General features: G+C 44.8%; 26 protein-coding genes. 12 read left to right on the top strand and 14 right to left on the bottom strand.

The window, feature by feature from the left end:
* Positions 1-29: 29 nt before the first annotated feature.
* The 7 genes from ACPUEK_RS14365 to ACPUEK_RS14335 are packed head-to-tail and all read right to left on the bottom strand — an operon-like array spanning position 30 to position 7,830.
* Positions 30-950: a Dyp-type peroxidase gene (locus tag ACPUEK_RS14365; protein WP_425641160.1), complete on the bottom strand. Its 921-nt coding sequence runs from the start codon at positions 948-950 to the stop codon at positions 30-32.
* Positions 951-968: 18 nt separating this feature from the next.
* The gene (locus ACPUEK_RS14360; RefSeq protein WP_425641159.1) at positions 969-2,768 is read right to left on the bottom strand and encodes a BatD family protein; all 1,800 of its coding nucleotides are present in this window, start codon (positions 2,766-2,768) and stop codon (positions 969-971) included.
* Between the two features lie 29 nt (positions 2,769-2,797).
* The gene (locus ACPUEK_RS14355; protein ID WP_425641158.1) at positions 2,798-4,507 is read right to left on the bottom strand and encodes a VWA domain-containing protein; all 1,710 of its coding nucleotides are present in this window, start codon (positions 4,505-4,507) and stop codon (positions 2,798-2,800) included.
* Positions 4,504-5,502 (bottom strand): VWA domain-containing protein, encoded by a 999-nt coding sequence (locus ACPUEK_RS14350; RefSeq protein WP_425641157.1) that lies wholly within the window; start codon positions 5,500-5,502, stop codon positions 4,504-4,506. Before ACPUEK_RS14350 ends, ACPUEK_RS14355 begins: the two co-directional genes overlap by 4 nt.
* On the bottom strand, positions 5,495-5,962 hold the full coding sequence (locus tag ACPUEK_RS14345) for a DUF4381 domain-containing protein (protein WP_425641156.1): 468 nt from the start codon (positions 5,960-5,962) through the stop codon (positions 5,495-5,497). The genes ACPUEK_RS14350 and ACPUEK_RS14345 overlap by 8 nt, the downstream gene beginning before the upstream one ends.
* Positions 5,962-6,861, bottom strand: a complete 900-nt coding sequence (locus tag ACPUEK_RS14340) for a DUF58 domain-containing protein (protein WP_425641155.1) — start codon at positions 6,859-6,861, stop codon at positions 5,962-5,964. Before ACPUEK_RS14340 ends, ACPUEK_RS14345 begins: the two co-directional genes overlap by 1 nt.
* Before the next feature lie 3 nt (positions 6,862-6,864).
* Positions 6,865-7,830 carry an AAA family ATPase gene (locus tag ACPUEK_RS14335; RefSeq protein ID WP_425641154.1) on the bottom strand — a complete coding sequence of 322 codons (966 nt, stop codon included), beginning with the start codon at positions 7,828-7,830 and terminating at the stop codon, positions 6,865-6,867.
* Between the two features lie 137 nt (positions 7,831-7,967).
* Between ACPUEK_RS14335 and ACPUEK_RS14330 the strand changes: the two genes are divergently transcribed.
* Together ACPUEK_RS14330 and ACPUEK_RS14325 are read left to right on the top strand one after the other, a co-directional pair.
* Positions 7,968-8,189, top strand: a complete 222-nt coding sequence (locus ACPUEK_RS14330) for a DUF2835 domain-containing protein (RefSeq protein WP_067038699.1) — start codon at positions 7,968-7,970, stop codon at positions 8,187-8,189.
* Between the two features lie 34 nt (positions 8,190-8,223).
* Positions 8,224-9,264, top strand: coding sequence for a quinone-dependent dihydroorotate dehydrogenase (locus tag ACPUEK_RS14325; protein ID WP_067220199.1), 1,041 nt, complete (start codon positions 8,224-8,226; stop codon positions 9,262-9,264).
* Between the two features lie 39 nt (positions 9,265-9,303).
* Here ACPUEK_RS14325 and rmf read toward each other — a convergent pair whose 3' ends face one another.
* A complete protein-coding gene (gene rmf, locus ACPUEK_RS14320; RefSeq protein WP_067038695.1) occupies positions 9,304-9,522 on the bottom strand; it encodes a ribosome modulation factor in 219 nt (72 codons plus the stop codon).
* A gap of 124 nt (positions 9,523-9,646) precedes the next feature.
* On the opposite strand from rmf, the gene rlmKL reads away from it, so the two are divergent.
* The 3 genes from rlmKL to ACPUEK_RS14305 all read left to right on the top strand — a co-directional run bounded on the left by rlmKL (position 9,647) and on the right by ACPUEK_RS14305 (position 13,145).
* Positions 9,647-11,815: a bifunctional 23S rRNA (guanine(2069)-N(7))-methyltransferase RlmK/23S rRNA (guanine(2445)-N(2))-methyltransferase RlmL gene (rlmKL, locus tag ACPUEK_RS14315; protein WP_425641153.1), complete on the top strand. Its 2,169-nt coding sequence runs from the start codon at positions 9,647-9,649 to the stop codon at positions 11,813-11,815.
* An 89-nt stretch (positions 11,816-11,904) separates the two neighbouring features.
* A complete protein-coding gene (purU, locus tag ACPUEK_RS14310; protein WP_417503603.1) occupies positions 11,905-12,762 on the top strand; it encodes a formyltetrahydrofolate deformylase in 858 nt (285 codons plus the stop codon).
* Between the two features lie 122 nt (positions 12,763-12,884).
* Positions 12,885-13,145, top strand: coding sequence for a formyltetrahydrofolate deformylase (locus ACPUEK_RS14305; RefSeq protein ID WP_067038689.1), 261 nt, complete (start codon positions 12,885-12,887; stop codon positions 13,143-13,145).
* A 46-nt stretch (positions 13,146-13,191) separates the two neighbouring features.
* Here ACPUEK_RS14305 and ACPUEK_RS14300 read toward each other — a convergent pair whose 3' ends face one another.
* Positions 13,192-14,256, bottom strand: a complete 1,065-nt coding sequence (locus ACPUEK_RS14300) for a DUF3549 family protein (protein ID WP_425641152.1) — start codon at positions 14,254-14,256, stop codon at positions 13,192-13,194.
* Between the two features lie 70 nt (positions 14,257-14,326).
* On the opposite strand from ACPUEK_RS14300, the gene ACPUEK_RS14295 reads away from it, so the two are divergent.
* From ACPUEK_RS14295 to can, 5 genes are all read left to right on the top strand, one after another.
* Positions 14,327-14,674, top strand: a complete 348-nt coding sequence (locus ACPUEK_RS14295) for a YqcC family protein (RefSeq protein ID WP_067038685.1) — start codon at positions 14,327-14,329, stop codon at positions 14,672-14,674.
* The gene (locus tag ACPUEK_RS14290; RefSeq protein ID WP_425641151.1) at positions 14,671-15,531 is read left to right on the top strand and encodes a DUF1853 family protein; all 861 of its coding nucleotides are present in this window, start codon (positions 14,671-14,673) and stop codon (positions 15,529-15,531) included. The genes ACPUEK_RS14295 and ACPUEK_RS14290 overlap by 4 nt, the downstream gene beginning before the upstream one ends.
* A 63-nt stretch (positions 15,532-15,594) precedes the next feature.
* Positions 15,595-17,610: a putative bifunctional diguanylate cyclase/phosphodiesterase gene (locus ACPUEK_RS14285; protein WP_425641150.1), complete on the top strand. Its 2,016-nt coding sequence runs from the start codon at positions 15,595-15,597 to the stop codon at positions 17,608-17,610.
* A 112-nt stretch (positions 17,611-17,722) separates the two neighbouring features.
* Positions 17,723-18,577, top strand: coding sequence for a putative RNA methyltransferase (locus ACPUEK_RS14280; RefSeq protein ID WP_425641149.1), 855 nt, complete (start codon positions 17,723-17,725; stop codon positions 18,575-18,577).
* Positions 18,567-19,202, top strand: coding sequence for a carbonate dehydratase (gene can / locus ACPUEK_RS14275; protein WP_067220217.1), 636 nt, complete (start codon positions 18,567-18,569; stop codon positions 19,200-19,202). The genes ACPUEK_RS14280 and can overlap by 11 nt, the downstream gene beginning before the upstream one ends.
* Positions 19,203-19,273: 71 nt before the next feature.
* Here the strand turns inward: can and ACPUEK_RS14270 are convergent, their stop codons facing one another.
* A complete protein-coding gene (locus ACPUEK_RS14270) occupies positions 19,274-20,227 on the bottom strand; it encodes a LysR family transcriptional regulator (RefSeq protein WP_067038675.1) in 954 nt (317 codons plus the stop codon).
* Positions 20,228-20,374: 147 nt separating this feature from the next.
* Here ACPUEK_RS14270 and ACPUEK_RS14265 point away from each other — a divergent pair, with 147 nt between their 5' ends.
* A complete protein-coding gene (locus ACPUEK_RS14265) occupies positions 20,375-21,865 on the top strand; it encodes a TyrR/PhhR family helix-turn-helix DNA-binding protein (protein WP_425641148.1) in 1,491 nt (496 codons plus the stop codon).
* Positions 21,866-21,912: 47 nt separating this feature from the next.
* On the opposite strand, the gene ACPUEK_RS14260 is transcribed toward ACPUEK_RS14265, so the two are convergent.
* From ACPUEK_RS14260 to ACPUEK_RS14245, 4 genes are all read right to left on the bottom strand, one after another.
* Positions 21,913-22,074, bottom strand: a complete 162-nt coding sequence (locus tag ACPUEK_RS14260) for a hypothetical protein (protein ID WP_156489070.1) — start codon at positions 22,072-22,074, stop codon at positions 21,913-21,915.
* A gap of 111 nt (positions 22,075-22,185) precedes the next feature.
* Entirely contained in the window at positions 22,186-23,007 is an 822-nt protein-coding gene (locus ACPUEK_RS14255; protein ID WP_425641147.1) for an HAD-IIB family hydrolase, read from the bottom strand.
* Positions 23,008-23,111: 104 nt separating this feature from the next.
* Positions 23,112-23,459: a HopJ type III effector protein gene (locus ACPUEK_RS14250; protein WP_417503588.1), complete on the bottom strand. Its 348-nt coding sequence runs from the start codon at positions 23,457-23,459 to the stop codon at positions 23,112-23,114.
* Between the two features lie 17 nt (positions 23,460-23,476).
* On the bottom strand, positions 23,477-24,679 hold the full coding sequence (locus ACPUEK_RS14245) for a Bcr/CflA family multidrug efflux MFS transporter (RefSeq protein ID WP_425641146.1): 1,203 nt from the start codon (positions 24,677-24,679) through the stop codon (positions 23,477-23,479).
* Between the two features lie 189 nt (positions 24,680-24,868).
* Here ACPUEK_RS14245 and ACPUEK_RS14240 point away from each other — a divergent pair, with 189 nt between their 5' ends.
* Positions 24,869-26,713, top strand: coding sequence for an ABC transporter ATP-binding protein (locus tag ACPUEK_RS14240; protein WP_425641145.1), 1,845 nt, complete (start codon positions 24,869-24,871; stop codon positions 26,711-26,713).
* Positions 26,714-26,727: the final 14 nt, after the last annotated feature.

Here is a 26,727-nt window from a genome sequence, read left to right as displayed (position 1 = left end):
GCTTGGTAAATAAGTGCTACGGATTGTCATTACGCGAGGCGTTTAAGAAACTCTGGCGTTGGAATATAAAAAGCACTCCCACTTGAAGCGTGAGTGTATTGCATTAGATGGTCTGCATGGCCATGCTCATCGCCTTGGATCATGCTTTGTAGCATCAGATCAAAAATGACGGGGGTTTTTGAGTAGCTAACAAAGACCAAGCCTTGCTCATGCAAGTCACCAAACGGCATGCTTTGACGTAGAAGTTCTAGGGATTGACCTTGATCATCTTTTAGAGAAGTTCGCTTTGTATGAGCATGGGGTGATTTCTCTGCAGAAGCATATTCCTCATTGTCATACTTAGTCCGTCCAAACGTATCCTCCTGTACTTTTAGCTCTTGGTGTTCCCATTTTTCCAAGTCGTGAACAAACTTCATGTAATTCAGATATGAGCCACCTTGATAATCTGAATCTTCATCACCGACTAATGCGACAGCGGCACGATCTTCACCCTCAGGATTTTCGGTGCCATCCACAAAGCCAGTAAAATCTCGATTATCCAAGTATTTAAAGCATTGAGTTTGTGTACGCAATTTTACACTGTCAGACATAGCTTTAAAAAGTGTTAGTGCAAGCGTGTGAGTAGCATCGTGTCGATTAGATCGAATATGCATTATAAGATCATAGGCTTCATCTTTAACGCTTAGAAATGGGCCTGAAAAACTCGGGAATGGAGCCAGTTCTTTTGGCGGCTCACATTGGGTAATTCGATAAAAACAGTGGGTCGAAAAACCAATGGCTGCATGCAATTGCGCATCAGGAAACTGATTTTGTACGGCACAGATTAACTCTGGACATGACGCCAGCGCTTGGCGAAGCGAAGCTTCTTTACCTTCGACAGCATCTAATAAAATAAAAGAAGCATCACTGGATGCTTCGGCAGTAATGCCAGTTTGGTGATTCAAATTCATGTTATGACTCCAGAAAACTTAAAAGTTCGGATACAGCGTCTTTAGTTGGCTAGCTTGAGATGGTTTGGGCTGACCTGTGACATATTCTTCGAGTGCGTCGGCTAACGCGTCGCCGTGCCATTGAGAAGACGCTGACGATGAATACATGACCAGTTCAGCTTCCATTAAAAGCTGGGTTAAGTGCGGTGAGTTGGACAATCGTTTGATGTCATCCACACCGCGAATCGCGTTGTCTCCCCAGCGGTGTCTTGCCCACTCTAATAAACGCAAACGAAGTGTGCTTAAGTCGTTGTCACGACAGCTATGCAGTAATTGTTGATAGGCTGCGTCCTCATTGCCAGAAGTAAGTGGAGCAAACTCTTCCAGTGTAGGGACTTCGCCTTTTGGATTTGTACGGGAATTGGCCTTTCGACGCATCCATAACCAAGCGCCAATCCCAGCAACACCAAAGCCAAGCATGAGCGTTGCTAGAATGACTTTCCAAGAACTTCCGCTTTCATTGTTTGGCGTGAGAACGACATTTAGATCAGTAGGTTCTTCAGTACCCTCTGGAATCGGTGCTGATTTGGCTTTGGGCTTTGCTAAAGATATCGGCGCGACAGACGTTGATTGTGGTGGAATCTCAGTTGAACCGTTGTTTGGCGTATTAGTCGTTTCTGTCGATTGTTGTTGTGTATTATTTGAATCGACAGCGCCGTTGGGCAGCGGAGCGATGTCAATGACTTGCGCATTGGCTCTGGCCGTTTTAATGGATCGCGAAATAGGATCCCAATAAGTCACTTCTACAATGGGTAACTGAAGTGGACCCGCTTGAGTGGGAACGACCTCAATACGCATGGCTTCATGACCAGAGACGCCGTTAATGGATTTATTCGTCTCATAAGTAGGGGAGGTTGGATAGAGTTTATAAGCGCGTGTACTGGCAAAGTTTAATGTTGGCAGTTGTTCGCCTAGGACGCCTTGAGCGGTAATGTCTATTTCCCAAATTAAGGTATCTCCAATACGTGGATTACTAACCGTATTCGATACCATCGAGCGAACGGCCACCGCATCGGTGGGTAGCCAATTAGAATTGCCATAAGATGCTGGGATCGGTAATGCGTTAAGTGTAATGGGTAGGCTTTTAATATTGATTTTTCGCGTACCATTTCGAGTATTCACGATGGCTTCAATGCTTTGGTTGTTTAACTCAATGGTGCCGCTTCGTTGAGGAAATGCCACGTATTCTCGAGTTATTACTTGATAAGATGTGCCATCAATGTCTTCGTAGCGCATTTGATCATCAATTAAACGCTCAGTAAGAAGGTTAGGGTGGTTGGGATTGGACATGCTCGGATTTTGCAGTGGAACCGCCGTATAAAGCTCTAATGTCAGTAATACCTGTTGTTGAACATAAGGCTCCAGTGTACTGGCATGAAACTTCAGCATGACTAATGGATTGCCATTACGATCTGTCATTTGCTGCGCGGGTTTTACTTCAAGATATAGAGGGTCGGAGGCTTTTTCGCCGACCTTTATGGGCGGGATTTGGAAGTTGCCCACGGCCTTTGGCATTAAGGTGACGACCCAAAAATTGAGGGCCTGATTCGTGCCAAGGTTAAAGCTAAACTGACTGTTTTGACTGCGGCTTAAAATTTCAAAATCACGTTTTAAAGCAGATAAATCGGGGCCGTTGCCGGTATTGGTAAAATCTGTTCGTATCGTAAGCTGGACAATTTCGTTCTCACTGACAACGTTTTTATCGAGGGCGGCAGTCACTTGATCAGCGTGCGCCAAGTGAGCAAAAAATAGAGCCGTCACAAATGCGATGATCTGCATTGCAGCTCTTGATGGTGATGGTAAGTGGGTTACCATGGTTGTTGGCCTTCCTCTTGTTTAAAGCGATTTTCGTTGCGTCTTTCCTGATGCAAGTACCAAAGTTTTCGTTGTAACAATGTGCCAGGGTCATCTTGAATTTGGCGTAGCCATTGTTCTAGGGCTTGTTGTTCTTCCATACTGCTGGTGTTGTCAGCTTTCGATTCGACTTGTGCAGCCCCTTGTTCAGGGTTTTGATTATCCTGCTTTTCGGAATTGTTGTCTTGTTTTTGCTCGCTATTCTCGGAGTCTTTATTACTGTCGTCAGATTTTTGATTGTCTGAGTTACTTTGCGGAGCCTGCGAATCTTTGTTGGTATTGTCTTTCGGGCTATTGTCAGAGTCCTCTTTAGACTGCTGTTTTTCGAGTTGTTTTTGCACGGAGCCAAGATTTTCCTTAGCTTCCTTAAAATCAGGATTGAGTTTTAAGGCTTGCTTGTAAGCCTCTAGAGCAGCAGGTAAATCCTCGCTCATGGCCAGAGCATTGCCTAAATTATAAAAGTCGGAAGCAGAATTGGCGAGCGGCGCAATAGTTTTGGCGGTATCGGCATAGGAGCCTTGAGCGTATTGGCTGGCAGCTTTCCAGCGCGGATCATCGAACAGTTTAGCTGCACTCTCCCAATCGCCCTGATTGACGGCTTGTTGCGCTTTTTGATCGTTAGTTTTGATCCAATCCAATGGTGATGCGTAACTTGGTGTGAATGGATTAAGCACGATAATAACCAGTGCAATCAAGGCACCACTACGGAATTGCCATAGTAGCCAAGCTAAAAATGGCAGCGCGAACCAATGTCCTTGTTCTTGCCAAGTACTCCCTGTGATATCGGAGCTACGTGCGTCAGAAGTTTGCTGCGCATGCTGACCAATCTCCCCCAATTTGCTGATATCGGAGTTGTGCGAGTAATAATGGCCGCCTACTTCGAGGGTGACTTGTTCGATTTGTTCTATTGGCGTTTTTGGCATCGCCGTGATGCCCTGAGGGCGAAGCGTTTGCCCATCAGGCAGTTGCATGGGAGCGCCTTCCGGTGTACCAACACTAATGACATCTAGGGCGATATGTTGCTCAGCGACTTGGCTAAGGAGTGGCACATCCTTGTCTTGTAAGTCATCAGTAAGTACCACAAATGTGGTGTACGGGGCGTCCTTTGGATCTACTAGCGTTAAAGCCTGCCTGAGCCCGTCCGCTAGATTGCTACCATAAATTGGCATGATTAAAGGGTCTAGCGCAACAAGGAAGTGAGTGAGTGTCTCTCGGTCTTGAGTGAAGGGGCTGACGATGTATGCGTCACCAGCGTAGGCCACCAAAGCAAAATCTCCTTCAAGTGAACCATTGATGATGTCTCGCATAATCTGTTTAACGCGTGTTAGGCGATTGGGGCGTATATCTGTGGCATACAGAGACAAGGATTGGTCAACGATGAAGACTGTCTTTTGGTTTACCGTATAAAGAGGAGTTTGAGTTTTACTAAAACTGATGCCCGAAAGCCCTATCACAAGTAGACTGATGCAGGTTAAGCCCAGCCATCTTTGCGCTCCTTGTGAATTTTGTACATTGGTAAGGTATGGCAACAGGTGTGGCGCAACCGTTGATTTTATAGCATTGTTTGTAGGTTTGAAGCGAATCAAACGGCTTAAGAACCAAATAATGGGAATCAACAGAAGCCAATCTGGACGAGTGAAATGTATCCAGTCGAATAATGTCATGTTCGTCCCCCTAAAGAAAAGTCTAGGCGTCGTGTTGCGAGCAAAGAGACAGCCACAAACAGTAAGGAAAGCGCGCCCAGCCAATGGAAAAGGGTGGTTTTAGGGCGTTGTAAAATATCACTGGAAGGTATGGGCTCTAATTGATCTAGAAGCGCATAGACTTGACGTAATTCTTGAGTGCTGCGTGCTCTGAAAAACTGTCCGCCTGTTAAGTGAGCAATGTTAGTGAGTAAGGGTTCATCCAAATCACTGGAAGGGTTGACGACCTTTGGGCCGAAAAAACCTGGCCTGATCATGTGTTCAGCACCAATCCCGATGGTATGAACGGTAACACCTTGTTTGGCCGCATAGTCAGCTGCTTGCAAAGGGCTAACTCGTCCCGCTGTATTAGCGCCGTCGGTCATGAGGATAAGCACTTTTTGGTCAGCAGGTTTGTCCTGTAGACGCTTAATGCCTAGCCCAATCGCATCACCAATCGCAGTTTGTTCTCCAGCAAAGCCAATTTGGCTTTCCTGAATTAATTGATTGATGGTTTCTAAATCATAGCTTAACGGTGCTTGAAGGTAGGCTTTGCTGCCAAATACAATAATACCAATACGGTCACCACGGCGTTCTCTAATAAATTGAGAAAGCACTTCTTTGGCGGCGCTCAAGCGATCGGCTGTACGGTCATTTAGAGTCATATCAGAGATTTGCATGCTACCGGACAAATCTAATGCAATTAATAGGTCTCTACCAGTTGGCGGGATTTGTGTTGCTTCTCCAAGCCAGGCGGGACGTGAAAGGGCCAGCACCATGGTTAGCCAAGCACACATAAGAAGAATCAAAGGCAGACCACTGCGATTGCGGCCATGATGTTGTGGTGCCTTAGCTAAAAATTGACTATGACGCCAATAAATGTGTGTGGCACTGGCGTTTTTGCCACGGGCTCGCCACAAAAAAAAGAACGGCAAAGGGAGTAGAAGTAGCGCCCAAGGCCATTGTAAATCAAGCATGGTGCTTCCTTATCCAATAGCTTGTTAGCCGGACTAGATTTGATCGCTGTTGCGCTGTAAGTTGACTGTCTGGACGATACAGGTCTTCGGTAAAGATCTGTTCAAACTCTGCGAATGACCATTTTGCTCGTTTGAGCTGTTTATCTAAAATAGGGAGTAACGCTTTAGTTGTGCAGCTTGCCAGTGGCTCATGACCTTCGGTGATGAGGCAGCGCTTAATTACGCTGATACAGCCTTCGACTAACGCTTTATCTGAGGCTTGCTTGACTTCATTGAGCGCTTGTAATGCTTCACGGCGATAGGCTCTGTGTTTATGTCGAAGTATTGCTATGGTAATGATGAAGGCAATCAACAACAGGAAAGCAGCCAAAACGATCCAAGACCACCAGACAGGGGGCCAATTAGGAATCGCGTCTGGCAGCAAATAGGCCGTATTTGGTAATTCAATAGCGTCGGACATCAGTGTAAGACTCCACGTGCTAGCAGCTCGGTGGTGATCGCTATCGGTGAATGATTGACATCAAATACATAATGACCGACCCCAAGTTGTGTCAATAAGCTTTCATGCTGTTGAGCGAGCTTTGCAAAATGCTGCTGTGCAGCAGAACGCTGCGCACTGCTTATATGCAGCGTACTTTTGGTGCTCTGATTGGCAAATTGATAGTGTCCGTTTGGCAGACAAAAAGCGCTAGCGTCCTCAATAGATACCCAATGCACGCGATTGTGTTGAGCTAATCGTTGAAGATGGGCTTTGTTTGTCTCATCCATTGCAATGTGATCACTGAGCACAATGACCGAGTAGCCCTTAAATTGGCTTAAATTGGGCATTTGATAGGCCGCCGGTTGCAGCGCTCGTTGTTTAATGAGGGTCGCGTGCGCAAGCTGTTCGCTGAAAAAGCGCCAGTCTTTAATGTTTGGCGTGATGCAGAACTGATTGTCGTTTTGACTGACAAAACCGACGTTTTCTCGTTGGGCATGACTGCGCCATGCAATGATGGCAGCCAGTTGAGCTAGGCGTGTACTGATGAATGTGGTTTGAGTGCCAAAGTAAGCGTCTGGCGATAGGCTGAATAGAATCAATGTACGATGCTCCACATCCTCCGTGTACACTCGAGTATGTGCAATACCAGTACGCGCTGTGACGCGCCAGTCCATATGGCGAGCTTCGTCGCTAACATCATAAGGTCGTATTTCGTGCAGCTCTAAGCCGTGACCTCGCTTTTTACTAATAATGCTGCCTGATCGCAAACGAGCACGGCGCATTGAACGAGCTTTGCCTAATGCGTTTGCTACGGCGGCTAGTTCCAAAATATAGGCTTGACTTAATTCTGGTGAGATAGGGCTAAGCAGAGTATCCATAAATTAAAGCACGGGCACTTGGGTTAAAATCCTATTGATTAACTGATCGTTGCTAAGGTTTTGCGCAACAGCCTGAAATGATGAAACAATTCTGTGACGAAATACGTTATGAATAACGCCGCGCACATCATCTGGCGTAACAAAATCTCGCCCAGCAAGCAGTGCATGAGCACGTGCGCAACGGTCTAGCGCAAGTGTTGCGCGTGGGCTAACGCCAAAATCAATCAAGCTGGCCATCTGACCATCGTCTTCAAAGTACTTTTCCGGATGACGGGTTGCCATGACAAGATGCACGATGTACTGCTCAACTGAGTCTGCCATGTAAATGTTCAGTGCTGCTTTTTGCAGTGATGAAATGTCTTCCAAACTTAGTACGGCTGCTGGCGCTTCTGTATTAGAAAATTTGTCCTGCTCGCGGATCAACCGTAAAACTTTAAGTTCGGTTTCCATGTCAGGATAGTCAACTTGAATTTTCATCAGAAAACGATCAAGTTGCGCCTCAGGAAGGGGGTACGTACCTTCTTGTTCGATGGGGTTTTGTGTCGCAATGACAAAAAATTGCGCTGACAGTGGGTAAGTGGTGTTACCAACGGTAATTTGTCGCTCGCCCATTGCTTCGAGTAAAGCCGATTGTACTTTTGCTGGTGCGCGATTGATTTCATCCGCTAGGACAATGTCGTGCATGATTGGGCCAGGGGTGAACTGAAACTGTCCAGTATGTTGCTGATATATATCAGAGCCAGTGACGTCACCAGGAAGCAAGTCAGGCGTGAACTGAATGCGTTGAAAGCTTGCATCAATGGTTTTTGCTAATGCCTTAGCAGCTGTCGTCTTAGCAATGCCAGGAGGCCCTTCTAATAACACATGGCCTTTGGCGATAAGCCCAATTAATAGATCATTAATTAATGACTCTTGCCCAACAATGGCATGATTTAAGTGCTCTTTTAGTCGATCAATGACTGCTTCCATACTTCTGTAAGCCCTTATACTGCTGTCAAAATACCCGTTGAGACAATATAATAACCAGCATCGCATCTAAGTTAAAACCTCTTCTTGGGCAAGTTCTGCTAAGAATGATCCAAGAAGCGTTGAACCCAAGGTAAATCATGGCAACAGTTACTGTCGATATAAGTCTACCTGCTTATAAATACAAGGAAATGTATCAAGGCTCGGTGAAGTATTTAGTGGCAAAAAGTCGAGATGGACGCATGATCCAACTTCCTCTGTCGATTTTTCAACGTTTCGTCACGCACAAAGGTGTTTATGGCGCTTTTCAGATTGAATTCGATGACAACAAGAAACTTGTCAATATTGATAAACTATTTTAAACCTTTTATTTAAATGATCATTAGGCTGACCCATATGTACAATTTAGCACGTTCCCTGCTGTTTAAATTAGATCCCGAAGTATCCCATGAATTGTCGCTAGATGTACTAGGTGCATCAGCCCGCCTAGGCTTGACATCTTTATACGCTCACGAGGAAGCGGCAACGCCGGTGAATGTGATGGGGATTGATTTTCCAAATGCAGTTGGACTTGCGGCAGGCCTTGATAAAAATGCCGATGCGTTTGAAGCGCTGGGGGCATTGGGGTTTGGTTTTGTGGAAGTAGGTACTGTCACACCAAAAGGTCAGGCTGGTAACCCCAAACCGCGTCTTTTTCGCTTGCCAGAGCATGACGCGATCATCAACCGCATGGGGTTCAATAATAAAGGCGTAGACCATATGGTGGCACGTATTCGCAAGCACAACTATAAAGGTGTGCTGGGTGTGAATATCGGTAAAAATTTGAGCACGTCGGTAGAAGGAGCGGCAGCGGATTACTTGGCATGTCTTGAACAGGTAATTCCTTATGCGGATTACATCACTGCGAACATTAGCTCACCCAATACACCAGGGCTTCGGTCGCTTCAGTTTGGCGATAGTTTAGCGCAGTTGATTGCGCCACTGGTGGAAGCGAAGCAGCGTTATGCAGATGAACACGGGCGTCGAGTACCATTAGCTGTTAAAATTGCGCCAGACATGAGCGATGATGAAATTAAAATGGTAGCGGATACGCTTGTCGATCAAAAAATCGATGCAATCATTGCGACCAATACGACATTATCACGTACAGCTGTTATCGGTCATGAACACGCAAACGAAGCTGGTGGATTAAGTGGCGCGCCAGTGCGCGATGCTTCAACTCATGTAGTGCGCGTACTGTGTGATCATTTACAGAATGAACTGCCAGTAATTGGCGTGGGTGGTATTTTGTCAGGTGCGGATGCGGCCGAAAAAATGCAAGCGGGTGCTAAACTTGTACAAATTTACTCTGGTTTTATTTATCGAGGCCCAGAGTTAGTTCATGAAGCGATTGCCGCCACTGATGGTTATATTCGCGAAAACCACTTAGGTAAGTAAACGAAAAGGCCAGTCGGTTAGACTGGCCTCCTTTAAGAATTAAGTGGTTGACTGAGAAAAACCGGCAGCTTTGTAAGTGCCGTCAACTGGGGTGAGACCATCCCACATGTCTACGCGACCTTCACGCCAACCGGCTAACCAATCGGGTCGAGCGGAAGAGTGACACTGTTGCGATAGGCCTTTTGAACGTCCGGCCATACCGGCACGATAGCCACGCACATACGCTCTTTGATGAAGATCTCGTTTTTGTTTCTTCATAAATACGTTCCTCTCAGTTCTCTTTTCAGTGTAAGTGAACTTTAATTAATAGTAGAGGGCGGTGCGTTTGTCTAAAAACACTTTGCTCTAACGAAATTCAAAAATTCACCAAAAAGTAATAAACATGACATATAACTCTGAACTACCTCCTAGTGACGTTAGCGAACAATCGATATCACTGGAATTGACTTGCCCGATCGGCTTGGAAAACATTCTAGAAAAAGAGCTTCATGATCTAGGATTGTCTAATACACGCCTAGGCGAAGCTCAAGTTAAGCTGTCTACTGATTTGCGTGGCATGTATTTAGCCTGTCTATGGTCACGTGTGGCAACACGCGTCATGATGCCTCTAGCAATATTTAAAGTGGACTCGGCGGATGATCTGTACCAAGGCGTATCGGACATTGACTGGTCAGAACACCTTCATGCTGACAATACCATTGCGATTGATTGCCACGGTACCAATCACTCTATACGAAACACACAATTTGGTGCGGTACGTACAAAAGATGCCATAGCCGATTATTTTACTAAATTAAATGGTCGCCGACCGAGTGTTGAAAAACAAAACCCTGACATTCGTATTGCCGTGAAGATTAGACGTGATCAAGCAATTGTTAGCTTGGATCTGTCAGGCGAAAGTATGCACCGTCGCGGTTATCGTCAGCATGGTGCTATGGCGCCGTTAAAAGAAAACCTAGCAGCTGGTTTATTGTTGCGTGCAGGTTGGAGCAAAGACTCTAAGTATCAACAGATCGTTGATCCCATGTGTGGCTCGGCAACCTTCTTGGTTGAAGCAGCTTTAATCTCCATGAACATTGCGCCAGGTTCGCGTCGTCAGTACTGGGGCTTTAAAGGTTGGAAGAAGCATGATCATCGGCTATGGCAACAGCTTAACGACATCGCTAAGAACGAGCGCGTTGCGCCAAGTGAGTTAACGGTGTCTTTCCAAGGCACAGACCGAGAACAAAAAGCAATTGCTGCGTCCCGTGAAAATATTAAGCGTGCAGGCCTGACTGGGGTGATCGATGTCAGCATGTCTGCTTTTCAGCAGCACGATTTTGACTGGTCTAAGCAACCGACGCTGATCATTGTTAACCCGCCTTACGGTGAGCGCTTAGGGGATGAGATGGCGCTGGTAGCGCTGTATCGTCAACTTGGCGATTGGGCGATCGAAAATGCGATGGAAGGCGAGATGATGTTGCTAACGAGCAGTGAAAACTTGGCTCGTCAGATTCCGATTCGTCCTGAAAAATCCACTCGTGTTATCAATGGTGGCCTAGAATGTCGCGCTTACCGTTTTCCGATTGCTGAAGATCGAATTAAAGCAGGCAGCCGAGAGCAAGTGGGTTTGTCATCGGGTGCGCAAATGGTGGTCAACCGTTTGCAGAAAAACCAGAAGAAGCTGAACAAGTGGCTCGAGCGTGAAAAAATCACCTGTTACCGTGTTTACGATGCGGACATGCCTGAATACTCTGTTGCAGTAGATATTTACAATGATTGGGCACATGTGCAAGAGTACCAAGCACCTAAAAGTGTCGACGAACAAAAAGCGCAACAACGCCTATTTGAAGTTGTCTCGGCCATCCCGACCGCTTTGAACATTCCGGAAACGAATGTGGTTGTGAAGCAACGTATACGTCAATCAGGTAAGCAGCAATATGAGAAAGTGGATCAGCTAAACCACGAAATGTTTGTTGAAGAATACGGCTGCGACTTCATTGTGAATTTGAAAGATTACCTGGATACCGGGTTATTCTTAGATCACCGCCCAGTACGTAAGATCATTCAAGAAAAAGCCAATGGTAAGCGCTTCTTAAATCTGTTCTGTTACACTGCATCAGGTTCGGTCCATGCTGGGCAGGGTGGTGCTAAAAACAGTTTAAGTGTTGATATGTCCAATACTTATACTGAATGGGCGCGTCGTAATCTTGAGTTAAATGAGTTTTCAGATCGTGATCATAAAGTGGTTCGAGCAGATTGCTTTGAATGGTTGCGTAAAGCTGAAGACGAGTTCGATTTGATTTTTATGGACCCACCGACTTTCTCGAATTCGAAAAAAATGGCCGGTGTATTGGATATTCAACGTGATCATGTTGATCTGATTGATTTGGCCATGGCCCGTTTGCATCAAGAAGGTGAGTTGATTTTCTCTAATAACTATCGTCGTTTTGAGCTGGACTCAGAGCTAAATGAACGTTATGAGATTGAAAACATTACTCGCCAATCGTTAGATCCTGACTTTGATAGAAATCAAAAGATTCACCAATGTTGGATTCTAAAGCATAAGTAGTAAATAGAACTTTTCCCCATTAATTCAGAGTCCTCGACCATCCTAATCGTTTGGTCGAGGCCCCTGAGTCTTTAAAAGTAACTGGAACTATGAGTAAAACATATCGATTAGTGATTAGCTGCCCTGACCGAGTAGGGATTGTGGCGGCTGTTAGCCAATATTTAAATGAGCGCAATGGTTCGATTGTTGAAGCGAATCATCATACTGATGCTGAACAGAAATGGTTCTTTATGCGCCATGTGATTGATGCTGACAGTATGAGCGTCGACTTAGACACGTTCCGTCGTGAGTTTTCTAAAATTGCTGAAGCATACGACATGGACTGGTTTATCAATGACAGTGATGACAAGCCAAAAGTCATGTTGATGGCGACTAAAGAGTCTCATTGTTTGAATGATTTGTTGCATCGTTGGCACACGGGCGAACTAAGTTGCGACATCGTAGGGGTGATCGCGAATCATGATGATCTTCGTTCCATGGTTGAGTGGTATAACATTCCCTATCACTGCATCAATGTGCCCAAAGAAGATAAAATGCCAGCCTTCAAAGCCATTGAAAAAGCCATTGATGAATCCGGTGCGGATACGGTGGTGCTTGCCCGCTATATGCAGATTTTCCCCGAGTATTTATGTGAGAAATACCGTTTCCGTGTGATTAATATTCATCACAGCTTCTTGCCTTCATTTATTGGTGCTAAGCCTTATCATCAAGCGGCCGTTCGAGGGGTGAAGTTGATTGGTGCAACGTGTCATTACGTAACAGCAGACCTAGATGCGGGTCCGATCATTGAACAAGATGTGATTCGAGTTCGTCACAGTCATTCGGCGACCGATATGGTCCGTTTGGGTAAAGACATTGAGAAGCTTGTGCTTTCTCGGGGGCTTCGTTTCCACATTGAAGATCGTGTATTGGTTCACGGTAATAAGACGGTTGTCTTTTCACAATAGGGCCACCATAAGAGGGTAGGCTGTTAATATCTGGCTTGCCCTTTCTTTTAATATCACTCCGTTATTTAAAATATTGTCTATAGTTACCTGAGTAAATCCATTTGTTGGTTAAGGGTGACGAGATGAAATTGAAACTAACACCAACCCAAAATCTGTGTGTCGGGTTTCTCGAGACGGGTTTCGAATTGATCCAGGTAGATGATCAATACTTCTTTGTTAAAGGCGAGCGTCGGCAAAAGGTTCTTCCTAAAACGCTGGATGCTTTAGTCAGCCGTGGCGCGTTGTTGCATACGCGAGAGGGTAAATACGAGCTGAGTGACGAGTTCAAGCAGCATCGCAAAGAAATGCGCTCTATGGTGGAATCAAAACACGTCCGTCACTGAAGTGTTGCGGTAGTGTCTTCAGTGACGGATGTTGGTTGTTTGCTGTTTACTGCAATGTTGAGCTTGTAGGGGTAAACAAATTTCCAACTGCATTTTGCAGCGCTTCGCTGGCATGATCTGAGCGCAATACATGCCAAGTTGCTGTGCGTGTTTCTGGTTGCTGAGTCAATTCAGCGACAATGTGTTTGAAACCTAATTGCGCATCATCACGATGTGCTAATTTTTCAAGGATAATACGCAACAATTGACCTTGTTCTGCGACCCAATGTGGGCACTTTGCAACCAGCGATGCGATCAGTTCTAGCTGATCATCATCACAATGACTGATATCGCCGAGTAAAGTAAATAACGGGATAAACAGGTCTGTGGCAAAATCATTGCGTGAGATGGCGCGAACTAAATGGGCGGCATCGCTTGCCGTGATCGAGGGAACCATCATTTCTTCACACACTGCTTTCACTGTGTCAGTATCTTGAACATAATGTTCCATTGCATGGCAAAGTGGGAAGCGTACTTCATTGGGGGCGTTTTGAATTGCTTTGATCTGCAGAGCTTTCAGGTTCAGCTGTTCTACTCTTGCCGCTAAATCAGCCAACCCTTGTAAACCTAAATGGCTCCACTTTTCAGGGTCGTCTAATTGCTCGCTTTTTAAGTAGGTAAGCACATCTTCTAAATAGTGGGATGTGGGCTGCTTTAAATCGCGCGCGAGCATGGCGTGGAAGCTGGCTAGTCGATCTTGATCTGGTTGGAATGCATAAGGGTTGTCCTCAAGGGCTTCTTGAACACCTTGTTGCGTCCCTTTATGCATAATTTTATCAACGATGGTTTTGATAAATAGGTCACGTGTGCCTAAGTTCAAGCAGCCCGACTCGTCGAGAGGCAATTTTAAAAACCAGACAACTTCTCCGTCTTTTACCGGTTTTTGTTTTTCCGTTAACACGCAAGCCAGCCAGGCTTGTTTCCGGAACGCGTATGGATAAACTTGCTGCTTTGTATCGAACTGAATAACCTGTTGCGGCGTGATTTTAGTAATATGTCGACCAACATCGTAAAATGTCGCCTTGCACCCAACGGCACTGAAAAGATCGCTTAGAGATTCAATATTTTGCATAGCTGTGATGTGTGCCCAAACGTAAGTGACTCAAAGCCCGAATCATACCGTTTTTTAGGAGAGAAATCAGTTGTCCCAATCGATTCAACGTTACACAGAATTAGCCGATTTAGTTTTAGAGTTGCAAATGGCCATGCAGCAGGCTCACGTTTGGCAAACCAAACCGCCTAGTACTGAAGCATTAGCCTCGGAGCAGCCTTTTTGCATTGATACGATGACTTTTGAACAGTGGTTACGTTATGTATTAATCGAGCGATTCAAAGAAATGATTGAGTTTCAGCAGCCTTTACCAGATCGTTGCCATATTTCGCCAATGGTCGAAGAAGCGTTTAGGGGGCTAGAGGTCAGCCATGTTAAGCATTTAATGTTGGTGACCGACGCGTTAGATCGATTTTTAAGCCGAAGTGCTCAGGTATGACGTTGCATTCTGCTGATCAATTGCTCGCGGATCTAGAGTGGTTGCTAGAGGAGCGGGAAAGTTTTGTATTGGATTATCCGCTTGCGGGTTTTCTTATTGCAGGCTGGCGAAGTAATTTTAAGCGTTTGTCTGATCAGCCTGAGCCAATTGTGCAGTGGATGGCGCAAGCCAAGTCTCATTTTTTGGGGACTTACTTTGAGCAACTGTTCTCATTTGCGGTGCAGCATTTTGCGGATGCGCAGGTATTGGCAGAACATGAACAAATTCATGTAGCAGGTAAAACCTATGGTGAAGTTGATCTACTGGTTAAGAACAGAGCGGGAATGATATTTCAATTTGAAATAGCACTTAAGTTTTATCTGGAAAGGAACGATTTGAGCCCTCACAGTTGGATCGGGCCAAATAAACATGACAGTTTAGTAAAAAAGCAAACACATGCTCGTGATCATCAGCTTAGGGTATTGAATGTTGAAGAAGGGCAATCTTGGTTGAGATCCTTCTCAAATGACGCTGCTGTAACACCAAATTTAATGATCTTTGGTCGCCATTTTTACGACTTAAATATTGATGCTAAAGCGTTTTTTGAATACCAAAAATACAGTGGCGGTTGGATAAGGCTCAAGCGATTGTTTGCATTAGAGCACTTTATCGACGATCTAAGTGAGGCGAAAAAACCTTATTGGATTACGCCTAACTCAATAAATATTGATATAAAACAGATAAATAAATCGCTTTATGAAGAATTAGCTATTCGGTTTGAGCATGACCCAAGACCCATCTTGTTTTCGTGCGCAAGAAAATTGAATGCGTATGAAAATAGCGTCTTTTGGCTATTTATTTGTCCAGATGAGTGGTAATGCTTGAAAAATGAATCTTGTTGAGGCATAAATTGTAGATTAATTCGTACATAAAATTGAGACATGACAGACGCTGTAGAGTTCTTGGTGCCAAGCCCGAAAAAAGCCGCTTGGGTGATAGATGTAGCACAAGGAACTGTGTCATGGAGTAACCCCACCGCAAAAAATCAGTTTGGGGAGGCTCTTGGTGTAAGTCGCGATGGTTTAACGTACATTGATCGCGAATTAAAGGATGATCTAACCCAATTTTTGAGTCAATCCGATAAGAGCGCTTTGCTATGCTTTCACTGGTTAATTCGTGATGTAAGTAATACGCTTTATCGTTGTACCGCTAGTGTTATTTCACTAGGGGAAAATCACCACGGTTTTTCTGTGGAGGCTTATGTATGCCCAACGGAAGTATCAAACCACTTACCGCGTTACTACGGCCGTAAGAGCTTGCCTGAAAGCCTTAACTCTCTTATTTTTATGACCTTTTCCTGTGATGGAGAACGGCTATTTCTCAGTCGCAGAGCAGAAAACCTGTTTCCTGCCGTTCAAAGTATTAAAGACCTGTTTGCGGTCAGTGGTGCTGCGAGTTACTTCATTCAGCGCGTTAAGTTTGATCTAGTTGTACAGCAAGAACTTCGGCTGTCCACGTCTGATGGTGTGCGTTGGTTTAAGCTTGAAGCGCATGTCAATCCTGACAACGGTAATGTGGATCTGTTCGCACAAGATATACAAGAAGTTCGTGATCTTGAGGTTGAACTGTATAAGTGGCAAAACTATGACGAGTTAACCCATTTACCGAATCGGCATTTGCTTTATCAGCAGTTAGAAAAAGCTAAAAATAACGCAACTAAACGGAATCGTCGTTTTGGTTTAATGTATTTAGACTTAGATGGGTTCAAAGTCGTTAATGATACTTTCGGGCATCGTGTGGGTGATAAACTGCTTCAGGAAGTTGCCAATCGAATTAAAAACACTATTCCTCCTAGGTCTTGCCTTTACCGCTTGGGTGGTGATGAATTCGTTGTGGTGCTTGAGCATATTCAGGATATCCAAGAGCTAGTAGACATTGCGGCTGAAATTAATGCGACTTGTGAGCAAACCTACCCTGTTTCAGAAATGGAAATGGTGATTACGGCAAGTATCGGAATTGCTTGCTACCCTGAGCATGGTGAGGACATCGACTCGCTATTGAAAAATGCCGATGCAGCCATGTATCGTTCAAAAGCCAGTGCGCACAATGGTTGCCTTTTATACGATGCTGGTATGACAGAGTGCTATAGTGCTTATCTCACCTTAGGGGGCGGTTTACGTAAAGCGATCGAAGAAGGTCAGTTCGAGCTGTATTATCAACCAAAAATACGCTCTACGGATGAATATGCCGTGGGGGCTGAGGCGTTGCTGCGTTGGCATCATCCAGAATGGGGTATGATACCGCCGGATCAATTTATTCCAGTTGCCGAAGAAAGTGGTCTAATCTTGCCTCTTGGAGAGTGGGTCATAAGGCGTGCCTGCCAGCATATACAAGAGTGGCAATCTTTAGGGCTTCCACCGATAAATGTTTCGGTTAATTTATCGGGTCGTCAGTTCTTACAACATGATTTAGTCGATATTGTACAAGGCATTTTAACTGAGACAAAGATTGACCCTAAATACCTAGAGTTAGAGTTAACCGAAAGTATGTTGATGTCAGATGCCCATGAAACCATCAAAAAGCTTCATGCATTCCGAGAGATGGGTATTATGCTGTCGATTGACGATTTCGGAACCGGGTATTCGTCTCTTGCCTATCTAAAGAAATTTCCTATCCAATCGCTCAAAATTGACCGCTCTTTTATTCAGGATTTAGGTGTAGACAGTGATGATGATGCGATTGTAAAAGCAACCATTGCTATGGCGCAAAGCCTGAACCTGAAAGTAGTTGCGGAAGGGGTTGAGAGCCGATCGCAAATGAATTTGCTAACGAATTATCAATGCCAAGAAGTGCAGGGTTTTTTGTTTGCTAAACCGATGTCGAGTACAGACTTTGTCGAGTATTTAAATAATCGTGGTCCCGATTTAGAGGCTTTTATTGATCCTGAAACGCTATAAGGTGACGTGAAAAAGTCATATTTTGGTGATCTAGCACATCAATTTTATTCGCTTTTTGTTAGTATTCGATCCATTCTTAATCTGTTGATCCCCATCGAAATTTGGAGTCCGAGTGTCCCACCTCGAACATTTATGCTGTCCTTTAGATCAGCTGCCTTTAGAGCGTAATGAGCGCGCTTTGGTTTGCCCAAAAGGACATGCTTATGACATTGCCAAAACAGGCTATGTCAACCTTCTTCCTGTGCAAAAAAAGCATTCTAAAGACCCAGGTGACAGCAAAGAAATGGTCGCATCACGCCGCGAATTCTTGGCTAAAGGTCATTATGATCCTGTGATACAGGCGATTCTGGATGGCTTGCCTCAGCCCCTTCAGCAAATGTCCGACTTATCAATCTTTGACGCAGGTTGTGGTGAAGGCCATTACTTGCGCCAACTATCGCAACAGTTACGCGAGCGGACACAGCTTGATGCGATCGGTTTGGATATTTCGAAATGGGCCATTACAGATGCCAGCAAACGAGATAAACAGATTGATTGGATAGTGGGCAGTAATGCTCATGTTCCTGTTGCTGATGGTCGTTTTGATTGGGTGATGTGTGCGTTTGGGTTCCCTGTTGTTTCAGAGTTTACAAGAATTCTTAAACAGCAAGGGTGGCTACTGTTGGTAGAGTCGGGTTCGGATCACCTGATTGAACTGAGAGAAATACTGTATCCTGAAATTAAGTCTTACCAAGCAACATTTGCTGAAGGTTTGGATGGCTTCGTATTAAAGCACGAGTTAAACCATCGGTTCTCTTTTACGCTGACGGATGCAGAGCAAATAGGGCAATTATTAAGTATGACCCCTCATATACACAAAGCGCCATATGAAGGCCGTCAAGCCGCATTGGCGCTTCAAATGATTGATCTAACGGCGGACATCAAGTTGCGCTGGTATCAAAAGCAAGGAAAAAATAATGTCGAGTAAATTGGGTGTTCTTTTTGATAAAAATCGTGAATGGGCCACAAAAGTAACGGCTGAAGATCCGACGTTTTTTAATAAATTATCAGAGCAGCAAAAACCTGATTATCTATGGATTGGTTGTGCTGATAGCCGCGTGCCGGCAAATCAGATCGTCGACTTATTGCCAGGCGAAGTGTTTGTGCATCGTAATATTGCGAATGTGGTAGTGCATACAGATTTAAACTGTTTGTCCGTTATCCAGTATGCCGTGGATGTTTTGCAAGTAAAACACATCATGGTGGTCGGTCACTATGGTTGCGGTGGCATTAAAGCCGCGATGGAAACGAAAGAGTACGGTTTAATTGATAACTGGCTTCGTCATATCAAAGATGTCTACCGACTGAATAAAGCGGAAGTCGATGCGATCAGTGATGAAAAAGTGAAATTTGATCGTATGTGTGAGTTGAATGTTATCGAGCAAGTTGCGAATGTTTGTCAGACCAGCATTGTCTTAAACGCTTGGAAACGTGGTCAAGACCTTACGGTCCATGGCTGGTGTTACAGTATTAATAACGGACACATTACGGACTTGCATGTAACGGTAGCAAGTGAGGCGGAAGCAGTTGAGGCTTTAAACACCGTGCCGTAAGTCCACTCGTCTGAGTTTAGGGATACTATTTTAATAGCCACTTATTTTTTAAGCGGCTATTTTTTTGGTTTTTAAAGGTCAGCGTTTTCAGCGATGGTCCGAGCGCAACCCGCAATGGTTGAGCGAAGCCAGATATGACCTGGGTCGTGTTGCAGTAGAGGGCTCCACAGCATTTTGAGTTCCACTGGTGGAATGTCAAAAGGCGGCGGCATCACTTTTACTGTGGGGCTGTCATGCAACAGCCGTGTGGCCAATGAGGGCAGGGTGGCCACAAGCCCAAGCTGTTTAGTAGAACGCATGGCGACATTGTAGCTACGCGTAAACAAGCGGATGTTACGTTTATGGCCCAATTCAGCAAGTGTTGAGTCAACCCAGCCAAGCTTTTGAACTTCTTCTGGCTGGATGCCGACACCAACGCCGAAGCCTGTTTTGCTTACCCAAACGTGTTGCGCGTCAAGATAATCTTCGAGGCTGAGTTCGTCACCGTAGCGACCATCATTCGGAACCAAGCACGAAAACCGATCAACCCAGACAGATTTTTGATGGAACGACTGCGGCAACGTATCAAAACGGTTGATGACTAAATCTACTTTCCCTTTTTCAACGTCATGGAAGCTCACGTCACTCGGGTTCATGACATCCATGATGACGTGAGGAGCTTCTTTTTGCAGCTTTTGCATCAATGGCGGTATCAAGGTTGCTTCGGCATAGTCACTTGCCATGATGCGGAATACACGAGTACTCGATTCTGCATCAAAATTATGGCCCAAGTGCAAGACTTCATCAACCGATTGTAAAATGCTGCGTACGCGAGGCTGAAGCTGGATTGCCAGTGCGGTTGGCATCATGCCGTCACTGGTACGGACAAGAAGAGGATCGTGAAACAAGTCTCTGAGACGACGGAGTCCATTACTCATGGCGGGCTGTGTGATGCCAAGCTGATTGGCTGCGTGAGTGACGTTTTGCTCACGTAAGAGAGAATCAAGATATCTCAGGAGATTGAGGTCGATTTTATCGAGCTGCATAAGGAGACCATTTCGACTAATAATGGCCTCGCATGATACTGTATTTTACGTATGAATAGAACTTATGGCGTGGTTTCATATGACTAAGGTCGTATAAGGCTGAGGTATGTTATCTTTACTACGATATAGGAAGTGAATGAGGCAACAATGCGTTTAGAAGTCCGGTGTGAAGACCGAATCGGTATGGTGCGAGAGATCTTAGATTTATTGGTGCCATATCATATTGATATGCGTCGCATTGAAGTAGACAGCCGTTCTGGATGTTTATACGTCGGTTTTGATGACATTGAATTTCAGTTCTTAACACAACTCTTGGCTGGCATTCGTCGACTTCGCGGTGTGTCAGATGTTAAGACCGTTCATTACACACCTTCAGAACAAGAGCAAAATGCCATTCATACGTTATTGGAAGCACTTCCTGATGGTGTTGTTGCGGTTGACATAAAAGGTCACGTGACTATGGCAACAAGCCAAGCCGCACAGGATTTAGGTGTCCCCCTAAACGAGCTGTTGCAACAACCACTTAGTCATTATATTGGCAGTGTTGCCTTCGAGCGTTTGGACTGGGCGCATCTTCAAGGCGGGGTAACTAAGCGACTCCGTTTAAATGGGCAGCTTACGTTATTAGAAATGCAGCCTTTTTATGTGACGAATGAGAATGCGCAGAGAGTGTGTGCGGGTGGCGTCATCCATATTCATTCGGCTCAGCGTTTGGGGCGACAAGCTTCAAGTCTGCGCAAAGCTCCGAATGCGCAGCATGCACTGCAAGGTTTTCTGAAGCCTGAGTTGACTAAAAGCTCAGCGATGAAGCGCTGTTTAGGGTTTGCTAAGGCGTATATCGCAACGGACAGCTCTATGCTGCTAACGGGGGAGTTTGCCGTTGGTAAAAAGCGCTTGCTTGAAGCGGTTTTCCAATATTGGCAAGAGCAATATTTAGAGCATGAGGCGAGACTGTCATTTATTGCATCGGCAAGTGTGACGCCCACTATCCTTGATGAAGTGTTGAAACAGGGAGGATGGATTGCATTTAGAGATATTGAGCTTCTTACCGACGCATGCCAAGTTCAATTAATGCACTGGTTACAGGAACAACCCAGCCGTTTATATCAAGATGAAGCGCCTAGCCGAGTGATAGGTCTTTCTCAGTTGTCCAATGACGTCTTGCGCCAACAGGATCATCTGAGGGATGAGCTGTATTTCAGGTTGAGTGAATTTCAAATATCAGTACCACCGCTGAGAGATCGAAAAGAAGATTTATTGGGGCTCGCAACGGATATATTGGAGGAGGCCTGTGAACGTTACAATGAGCCCTTTATAGGGGTTAGCAAGGACGCGCTTGCGACTTTAAAAATGCACAATTGGCCAGGTAATTTAAAAGAATTGGAATCGTGTTTGTATCAAGCAAGACAAGTGGCTAAAAGCAATATTATAGAGTCAGAGGATCTGCCCTTAGAACTTAACCAAACAATGCCAATTGAGTTGATAGAAGGGTCATTGGATAAAACGGTTAAAGCGTATGAGGCGCAGGTTTTACGTAAACTGTATCCGCAATATCCGAGTACGCGAAAATTGGCAAAATTCCTAAATGTCAGTCATAGCTCAATTGCTAATAAACTCAAAGAATATGACATTGTGTAAATGAAAAAGGCCACAAATCATGGCCTTTTACAGATGAAATACATGGGTTAATCTGGAAAGCGATTTTGACGACGTGGGTGCGCTTTCTTCTCAGTCTCAATTTTGATCGGCTGAGCTTTCATTGTTGGACGGGAAACTTGCTTGACCAAGGAATGTGCCATCCAAAACGCTCCAGCAATGGCCGCGAAAAATAAGGCAAATTCAAACATAATCTCTCTCCACTTGTTTAGTTATGATTCTACTATGAGCCAATATAGATAATTCGTAAAGCGCCTTTTGTTGCAATTTCGTAACAGAGACACTTTTCTAATCATCGGCAACTATAAACCAAAGCGTTTATTTAGGAACAACGCTACGCCATCTTCATCATGATGTCCAACCGTGCCTGATGCTTGAGCCTTAATGTAATTTGGCGCGTTGTCAGTCGCATAGGCTTCATCTGCGATCTTGAACATGGTTAAGTCATTGTCTCCATCACCAAATACGATCAAATTTGTCGCATTAAGTTCCTGCTTTAATTGTTCAATAGCAGAACCTTTACATGTGCTGCTGTGGTGAATGTCGATCCAATGCGTTTCTGAATGGTAGATGCCACCGCCACTGTAGGCGACTAAATGCTCTTGTCCCTGACAGTTTTCCACAATTGTATTCAGCATATCAGGGTGGCCTAGCGCACTGATATTGATGATACGAGCGTTGTTAGGCATGTGTTCAATACTGTTCATTAGAAGGTTCTGGTGGCTTGCCAATTCTTTGTAGACAGTTTCCCCATAATGGTTATGAGTTGGTGGGTAATAAACCGACTGTTGGCCATCGTTCTCGATACAAAAAACAAAAGGAGTCACTTCTTGTTCAGCAAAAGAGGTGAGCGTCGCTTCAATCATATGACGCTCAAGAATACCTTGATGCCGATACACTTGATCCTCAGGGTGCCACCATTCAACGCCATTCTTATAGATTTGCCATAGAGGAAAGTTATGGTCCTGAATACAATGCGCAGCGGCCAAATGAGTACGACCTGTGGCAACTGTATAAGCAATTCCAGCTTGGCGAAGTTTGTCTAGGGTCTTGAGTGTTGTTTCGGATAAGCGCTGTTGTTTATTGAGTAGCGTGCCATCCAAGTCGAAGACAACGAAATCCATAATTTACCTCTGCCGTTGTGGATCTGTGTACTGATTTGAGTAAAGTATACGAGAAGAGTTCAGTGGCTGGATTAAAAAGGGGCGACATATCGCCCCTTAAATGATTATTTCTTTGATAATGCTTGGCTTTCAAAGTGTATGCCAGACCAGCCATTTACCATGAACTGACGAATGTTCTGGTGATCAGTGCCTTCAGGGTTATTAAGAACGTCTTGACGAAAAAAGTCGCCAAATAAATGAAGTGCAGAGGTTTCACTCACATCATTCAATTGCGCAAAAGAGAAAATTTTACAGGAACCGTTGTTCTCATTTGCTTGATTAATCTGCGAGCCATTTTTAAAAGACGTCGGAGTAAAGTCGTATTCATTATCAATGACAGCAATAGTGTCTTGAAATGTAACAGTGTCAGGGGCATTAGCCAGTCTCTCTAATAAAGTTCGCGTTGTTAGCATGGTTATCACTCTACTGTTTATTGGGTGTCAGAGATGGGTGTTAGCTGCTCAAGCTTTTTAACGTATTTGTAAATCACAAAAGTGCCTAAACCACAAACTGACATGATACCCAACATCGGCACAAAAGTACCGTTATGCAACATACTCAGGACGACACCGCTTAGCGCGCCGGAGGAGAATCGGATAGTGCCCGCAAGCGCTGCCACACTGCCGTTAAGCGAGCCTGCACGACGCATAGCGCCACCCATGAAACCGCTGCCTAAAATGCCAATAGGACCAGTGAACAACATCATACCTAACATCACAGCAGGCAACGGTGGTTGCTCCATAAAACACATAACAATCAAGCCAGCCACATCAATCAATAATACCACCATGGCGTAGTGAACCAGCGTGTCGATGCCTAGCTTTTCTACAAAACGACCATTAATGGTCGTAGCAATCATCATAGTGATGATGTTCATACCAAATAGAAAGCCAAACAAACCTTCGTTTATGCCATAAATTTTGATGTAAACAAAAGATGCCCCAGTGACAAAACACATTAAACCAGCAAAGTGCAGCGCCCCTGCGGTAATGTATCCCATAATGATTGGGTTCTTGGTGAGTGTGAAATAGTTTCTCAAAGAAGACGCCAGTGATAGAGGTGTGCGTTTCTCTTTGGGAAGGGTTTCAGGAATGGTGCGCAAAAATAAAAAGATGGCCACAATGCCAAGTAACATCAAAAAGACGAAAATGGCATGCCAGTTGAATACGACCAATATTGTGCCGCCCAAAATGGGTGCGACGAGCGGAGCTAATGCCATGACCAGCATGATCATTGACATGGCTTTTGCAAATTGATTGGTCGTTAGATTGTCTTTTACTAATGCAGGAATCGTAACGGCAACCGCGGCACCGCCAATAGCTTGTACTACGCGCCCGCCCATAAGCCATTCATAAGAGCCAGCAATAGCACATAAGAAACTGCCGATGATATAAATAACCAGTCCTGTAACGACAACTTTACGGCGACCAATAGCATCTGAGAGGGGTCCATAAAATATTTGAAAGATAGCAAACACAAATAGATAAACACTTAGAGTTAACTGAATATGACTGATGTCTTGATTCAGATCTTCTGCAACGCTAGGAAAACTAGGAAGATAGGCATCAATCGCCAATGGGGTGATGCCGGCCAATAGGCCGAGAACCAAAATAATCGGTAGCGTAAGCTGCATAATACTCCTTAAAGGTTATCTAGTTGAGTTTATCAATTGTAGTGGATAACGATAATGGCTTCCTATGCGAAATTAAGGAAACACGGCTCAATTGCTTAAACATAGCAATCGCATTGATAGTTATCCAATAAGTTCTGTGTTTCACTTGATGGCATTTTCCTTTTACTCTAATTCAGATTTGTATTTTTTATGTTGAAGTTATTTGAACGATGGTTGGTGGCTTACCCAGATATAGATCCTGATCAAGCGCCTAAAACCTTATTTGCATTTTGTCGATATTTCTCGAAAGGTGCAGAGATCCCTTTAATTTTAATGTCCCTATTAACGGCGACCATTGCGATTTTAGAAGTGGTGCTGTTTAGCTTTATGGGGCAATTGGTGGACTGGTTGGTCACTAAGAATCCTGAGACATTCTTGTCTGAGGAATCTGGACGATTGATCGGTATGTCATTAATGGTATTAGTGGCCATGCCACTCGTGACATTTTTACATTCAGCAATCGTACATCAAACATTATTGGGTAATTACCCAATGCGAATTCGCTGGTTAGCGCATCGTTACGTACTGCGTCAAAGCGTTGATTTCTTTCAGGACGATTTTGCTGGTCGTGTAGCAACTAAAGTGATGCAAACTTCCTTGGCTGTCCGTGAAACAGTGATGAAGCTATTAGATGTACTGATGTATATCCTAGTATATTTCATTGCGATGTTGGTGCTTGTCGCGCAAGCGGATTACCGACTTGTTTTGCCCATGCTGGGATGGCTGGTGGGCTACATTGCGATTCAACTGTATTTTGTCCCCCGTTTGCGTCGTATATCAGAAGAGCAGGCGCACGCACGCTCTACCATGACGGGGCGCATTGTTGACAGCTATACCAATATTACGACAGTGAAATTGTTTGCTCACAACAAGCGTGAAGTGTCCTACGCCAAAGAGTCGATGAATGGTTTCTTAGCAACCGTGCATAAGCAGATGCGATTGGTGACAGGGCTTAATCTATGTGTGCAAAGCTTAAACTATTTATTGGCCTTTACAATTGCGGCGGTTGCGATTGGGCTGTGGATCGGAAGTGCTATTAGCGTTGGGGCGATTGCCATTGCAGTCAGTTTGGCCCTGCGCCTGAATGGTATGTCGCAGTGGATTATGTGGGAAGTAAGTGCCTTATTTGAAAATATTGGTATGGTGGCCGACGGTATGGGGACGCTGTCTAAACCGCTGTCGATTCAAGACAATGAAGGGGCCAAATCTCTGATCGTAAAGGATGGCGATATTAAGTTCGATCAAGTGGACTTTCATTATGGTAAGCAAGATGCCTCAGTCATTGAGGCTCTGAATTTACATATTAAAAAAGGTGAAAAAGTAGGTCTAGTAGGGCGCTCTGGAGCGGGTAAATCGACCATTGTGAACCTTCTACTGCGTTTTCATGATGTGGAAAAAGGTTCCATTGCCATTGATGATCAAAACATCCGTGATGTGCAACAAGAAACCCTTCGCGCCAACATTGGTATGGTGACGCAAGATACGTCGTTATTGCATCGTACTGTACGTGAAAATTTACTCTATGGCCGCCCAGACGCCAGCGATGATGAGATGATAGACGCTGCGAAACGTGCTGAAGCCCATGACTTTATTCAGGGGTTGACGGACCCTTATGGTAATACTGGATACGATGCGATGGTCGGGGAGCGCGGTATTAAGCTATCAGGCGGACAGCGACAGCGTATTGCCATTGCTCGAGTACTCTTAAAAAATGCTCCGATCTTGGTGTTAGATGAAGCCACCTCAGCTCTTGATTCGGAAGTGGAAGTGGCCATTCAGCACAGTTTATATCGTCTGATGGAAGGTAAAACGGTGATCGCTATTGCGCATCGCCTGTCAACGATCGCAGCTATGGACCGTTTAATTGTGCTGGATAAAGGGGCTATCGTGGAGCAGGGCTCTCATCAGCAACTTATTTCTCAAGGTGGTATCTATGCGAAACTTTGGTCGCATCAAAGTGGAGGATTTATTGCAGAAGATATTGAAGCAAACTAAGCAGAGTTGTTTCA

It is taken from the genome of Marinomonas gallaica, assembly GCF_049821165.1.
In the GTDB taxonomy this organism is placed as follows: Bacteria; Pseudomonadota; Gammaproteobacteria; order Pseudomonadales; family Marinomonadaceae; genus Marinomonas; species Marinomonas gallaica.
The sequence above is the reverse complement of the archived record's forward strand: the minus strand, read 5'-3'. Positions and strand labels throughout refer to the sequence as shown.

Excerpts from the sequence above, each read along its gene's own strand:
- ACPUEK_RS14365 (WP_425641160.1), bottom strand. The coding sequence starts at position 950 with ATGAATTTGAATCACCAAACTGGCATTACTGCCGAAGCATCCAGTGAT.
- ACPUEK_RS14360 (WP_425641159.1), bottom strand. The coding sequence starts at position 2,768 with ATGCAGATCATCGCATTTGTGACGGCTCTATTTTTTGCTCACTTGGCG.
- ACPUEK_RS14355 (WP_425641158.1), bottom strand. The coding sequence starts at position 4,507 with ATGACATTATTCGACTGGATACATTTCACTCGTCCAGATTGGCTTCTG.
- ACPUEK_RS14350 (WP_425641157.1), bottom strand. The coding sequence starts at position 5,502 with ATGCTTGATTTACAATGGCCTTGGGCGCTACTTCTACTCCCTTTGCCG.
- ACPUEK_RS14345 (WP_425641156.1), bottom strand. The coding sequence starts at position 5,962 with ATGTCCGACGCTATTGAATTACCAAATACGGCCTATTTGCTGCCAGAC.
- ACPUEK_RS14340 (WP_425641155.1), bottom strand. The coding sequence starts at position 6,861 with ATGGATACTCTGCTTAGCCCTATCTCACCAGAATTAAGTCAAGCCTAT.
- ACPUEK_RS14335 (WP_425641154.1), bottom strand. The coding sequence starts at position 7,830 with ATGGAAGCAGTCATTGATCGACTAAAAGAGCACTTAAATCATGCCATT.
- ACPUEK_RS14330 (WP_067038699.1), top strand. The coding sequence starts at position 7,968 with ATGGCAACAGTTACTGTCGATATAAGTCTACCTGCTTATAAATACAAG.
- ACPUEK_RS14325 (WP_067220199.1), top strand. The coding sequence starts at position 8,224 with ATGTACAATTTAGCACGTTCCCTGCTGTTTAAATTAGATCCCGAAGTA.
- rmf (WP_067038695.1), bottom strand. The coding sequence starts at position 9,522 with ATGAAGAAACAAAAACGAGATCTTCATCAAAGAGCGTATGTGCGTGGC.
- rlmKL (WP_425641153.1), top strand. The coding sequence starts at position 9,647 with ATGACATATAACTCTGAACTACCTCCTAGTGACGTTAGCGAACAATCG.
- purU (WP_417503603.1), top strand. The coding sequence starts at position 11,905 with ATGAGTAAAACATATCGATTAGTGATTAGCTGCCCTGACCGAGTAGGG.
- ACPUEK_RS14305 (WP_067038689.1), top strand. The coding sequence starts at position 12,885 with ATGAAATTGAAACTAACACCAACCCAAAATCTGTGTGTCGGGTTTCTC.
- ACPUEK_RS14300 (WP_425641152.1), bottom strand. The coding sequence starts at position 14,256 with ATGCAAAATATTGAATCTCTAAGCGATCTTTTCAGTGCCGTTGGGTGC.
- ACPUEK_RS14290 (WP_425641151.1), top strand. The coding sequence starts at position 14,671 with ATGACGTTGCATTCTGCTGATCAATTGCTCGCGGATCTAGAGTGGTTG.
- ACPUEK_RS14285 (WP_425641150.1), top strand. The coding sequence starts at position 15,595 with ATGACAGACGCTGTAGAGTTCTTGGTGCCAAGCCCGAAAAAAGCCGCT.
- can (WP_067220217.1), top strand. The coding sequence starts at position 18,567 with ATGTCGAGTAAATTGGGTGTTCTTTTTGATAAAAATCGTGAATGGGCC.
- ACPUEK_RS14270 (WP_067038675.1), bottom strand. The coding sequence starts at position 20,227 with ATGCAGCTCGATAAAATCGACCTCAATCTCCTGAGATATCTTGATTCT.
- ACPUEK_RS14265 (WP_425641148.1), top strand. The coding sequence starts at position 20,375 with ATGCGTTTAGAAGTCCGGTGTGAAGACCGAATCGGTATGGTGCGAGAG.
- ACPUEK_RS14260 (WP_156489070.1), bottom strand. The coding sequence starts at position 22,074 with ATGTTTGAATTTGCCTTATTTTTCGCGGCCATTGCTGGAGCGTTTTGG.
- ACPUEK_RS14255 (WP_425641147.1), bottom strand. The coding sequence starts at position 23,007 with ATGGATTTCGTTGTCTTCGACTTGGATGGCACGCTACTCAATAAACAA.
- ACPUEK_RS14250 (WP_417503588.1), bottom strand. The coding sequence starts at position 23,459 with ATGCTAACAACGCGAACTTTATTAGAGAGACTGGCTAATGCCCCTGAC.
- ACPUEK_RS14245 (WP_425641146.1), bottom strand. The coding sequence starts at position 24,679 with ATGCAGCTTACGCTACCGATTATTTTGGTTCTCGGCCTATTGGCCGGC.
- ACPUEK_RS14240 (WP_425641145.1), top strand. The coding sequence starts at position 24,869 with ATGTTGAAGTTATTTGAACGATGGTTGGTGGCTTACCCAGATATAGAT.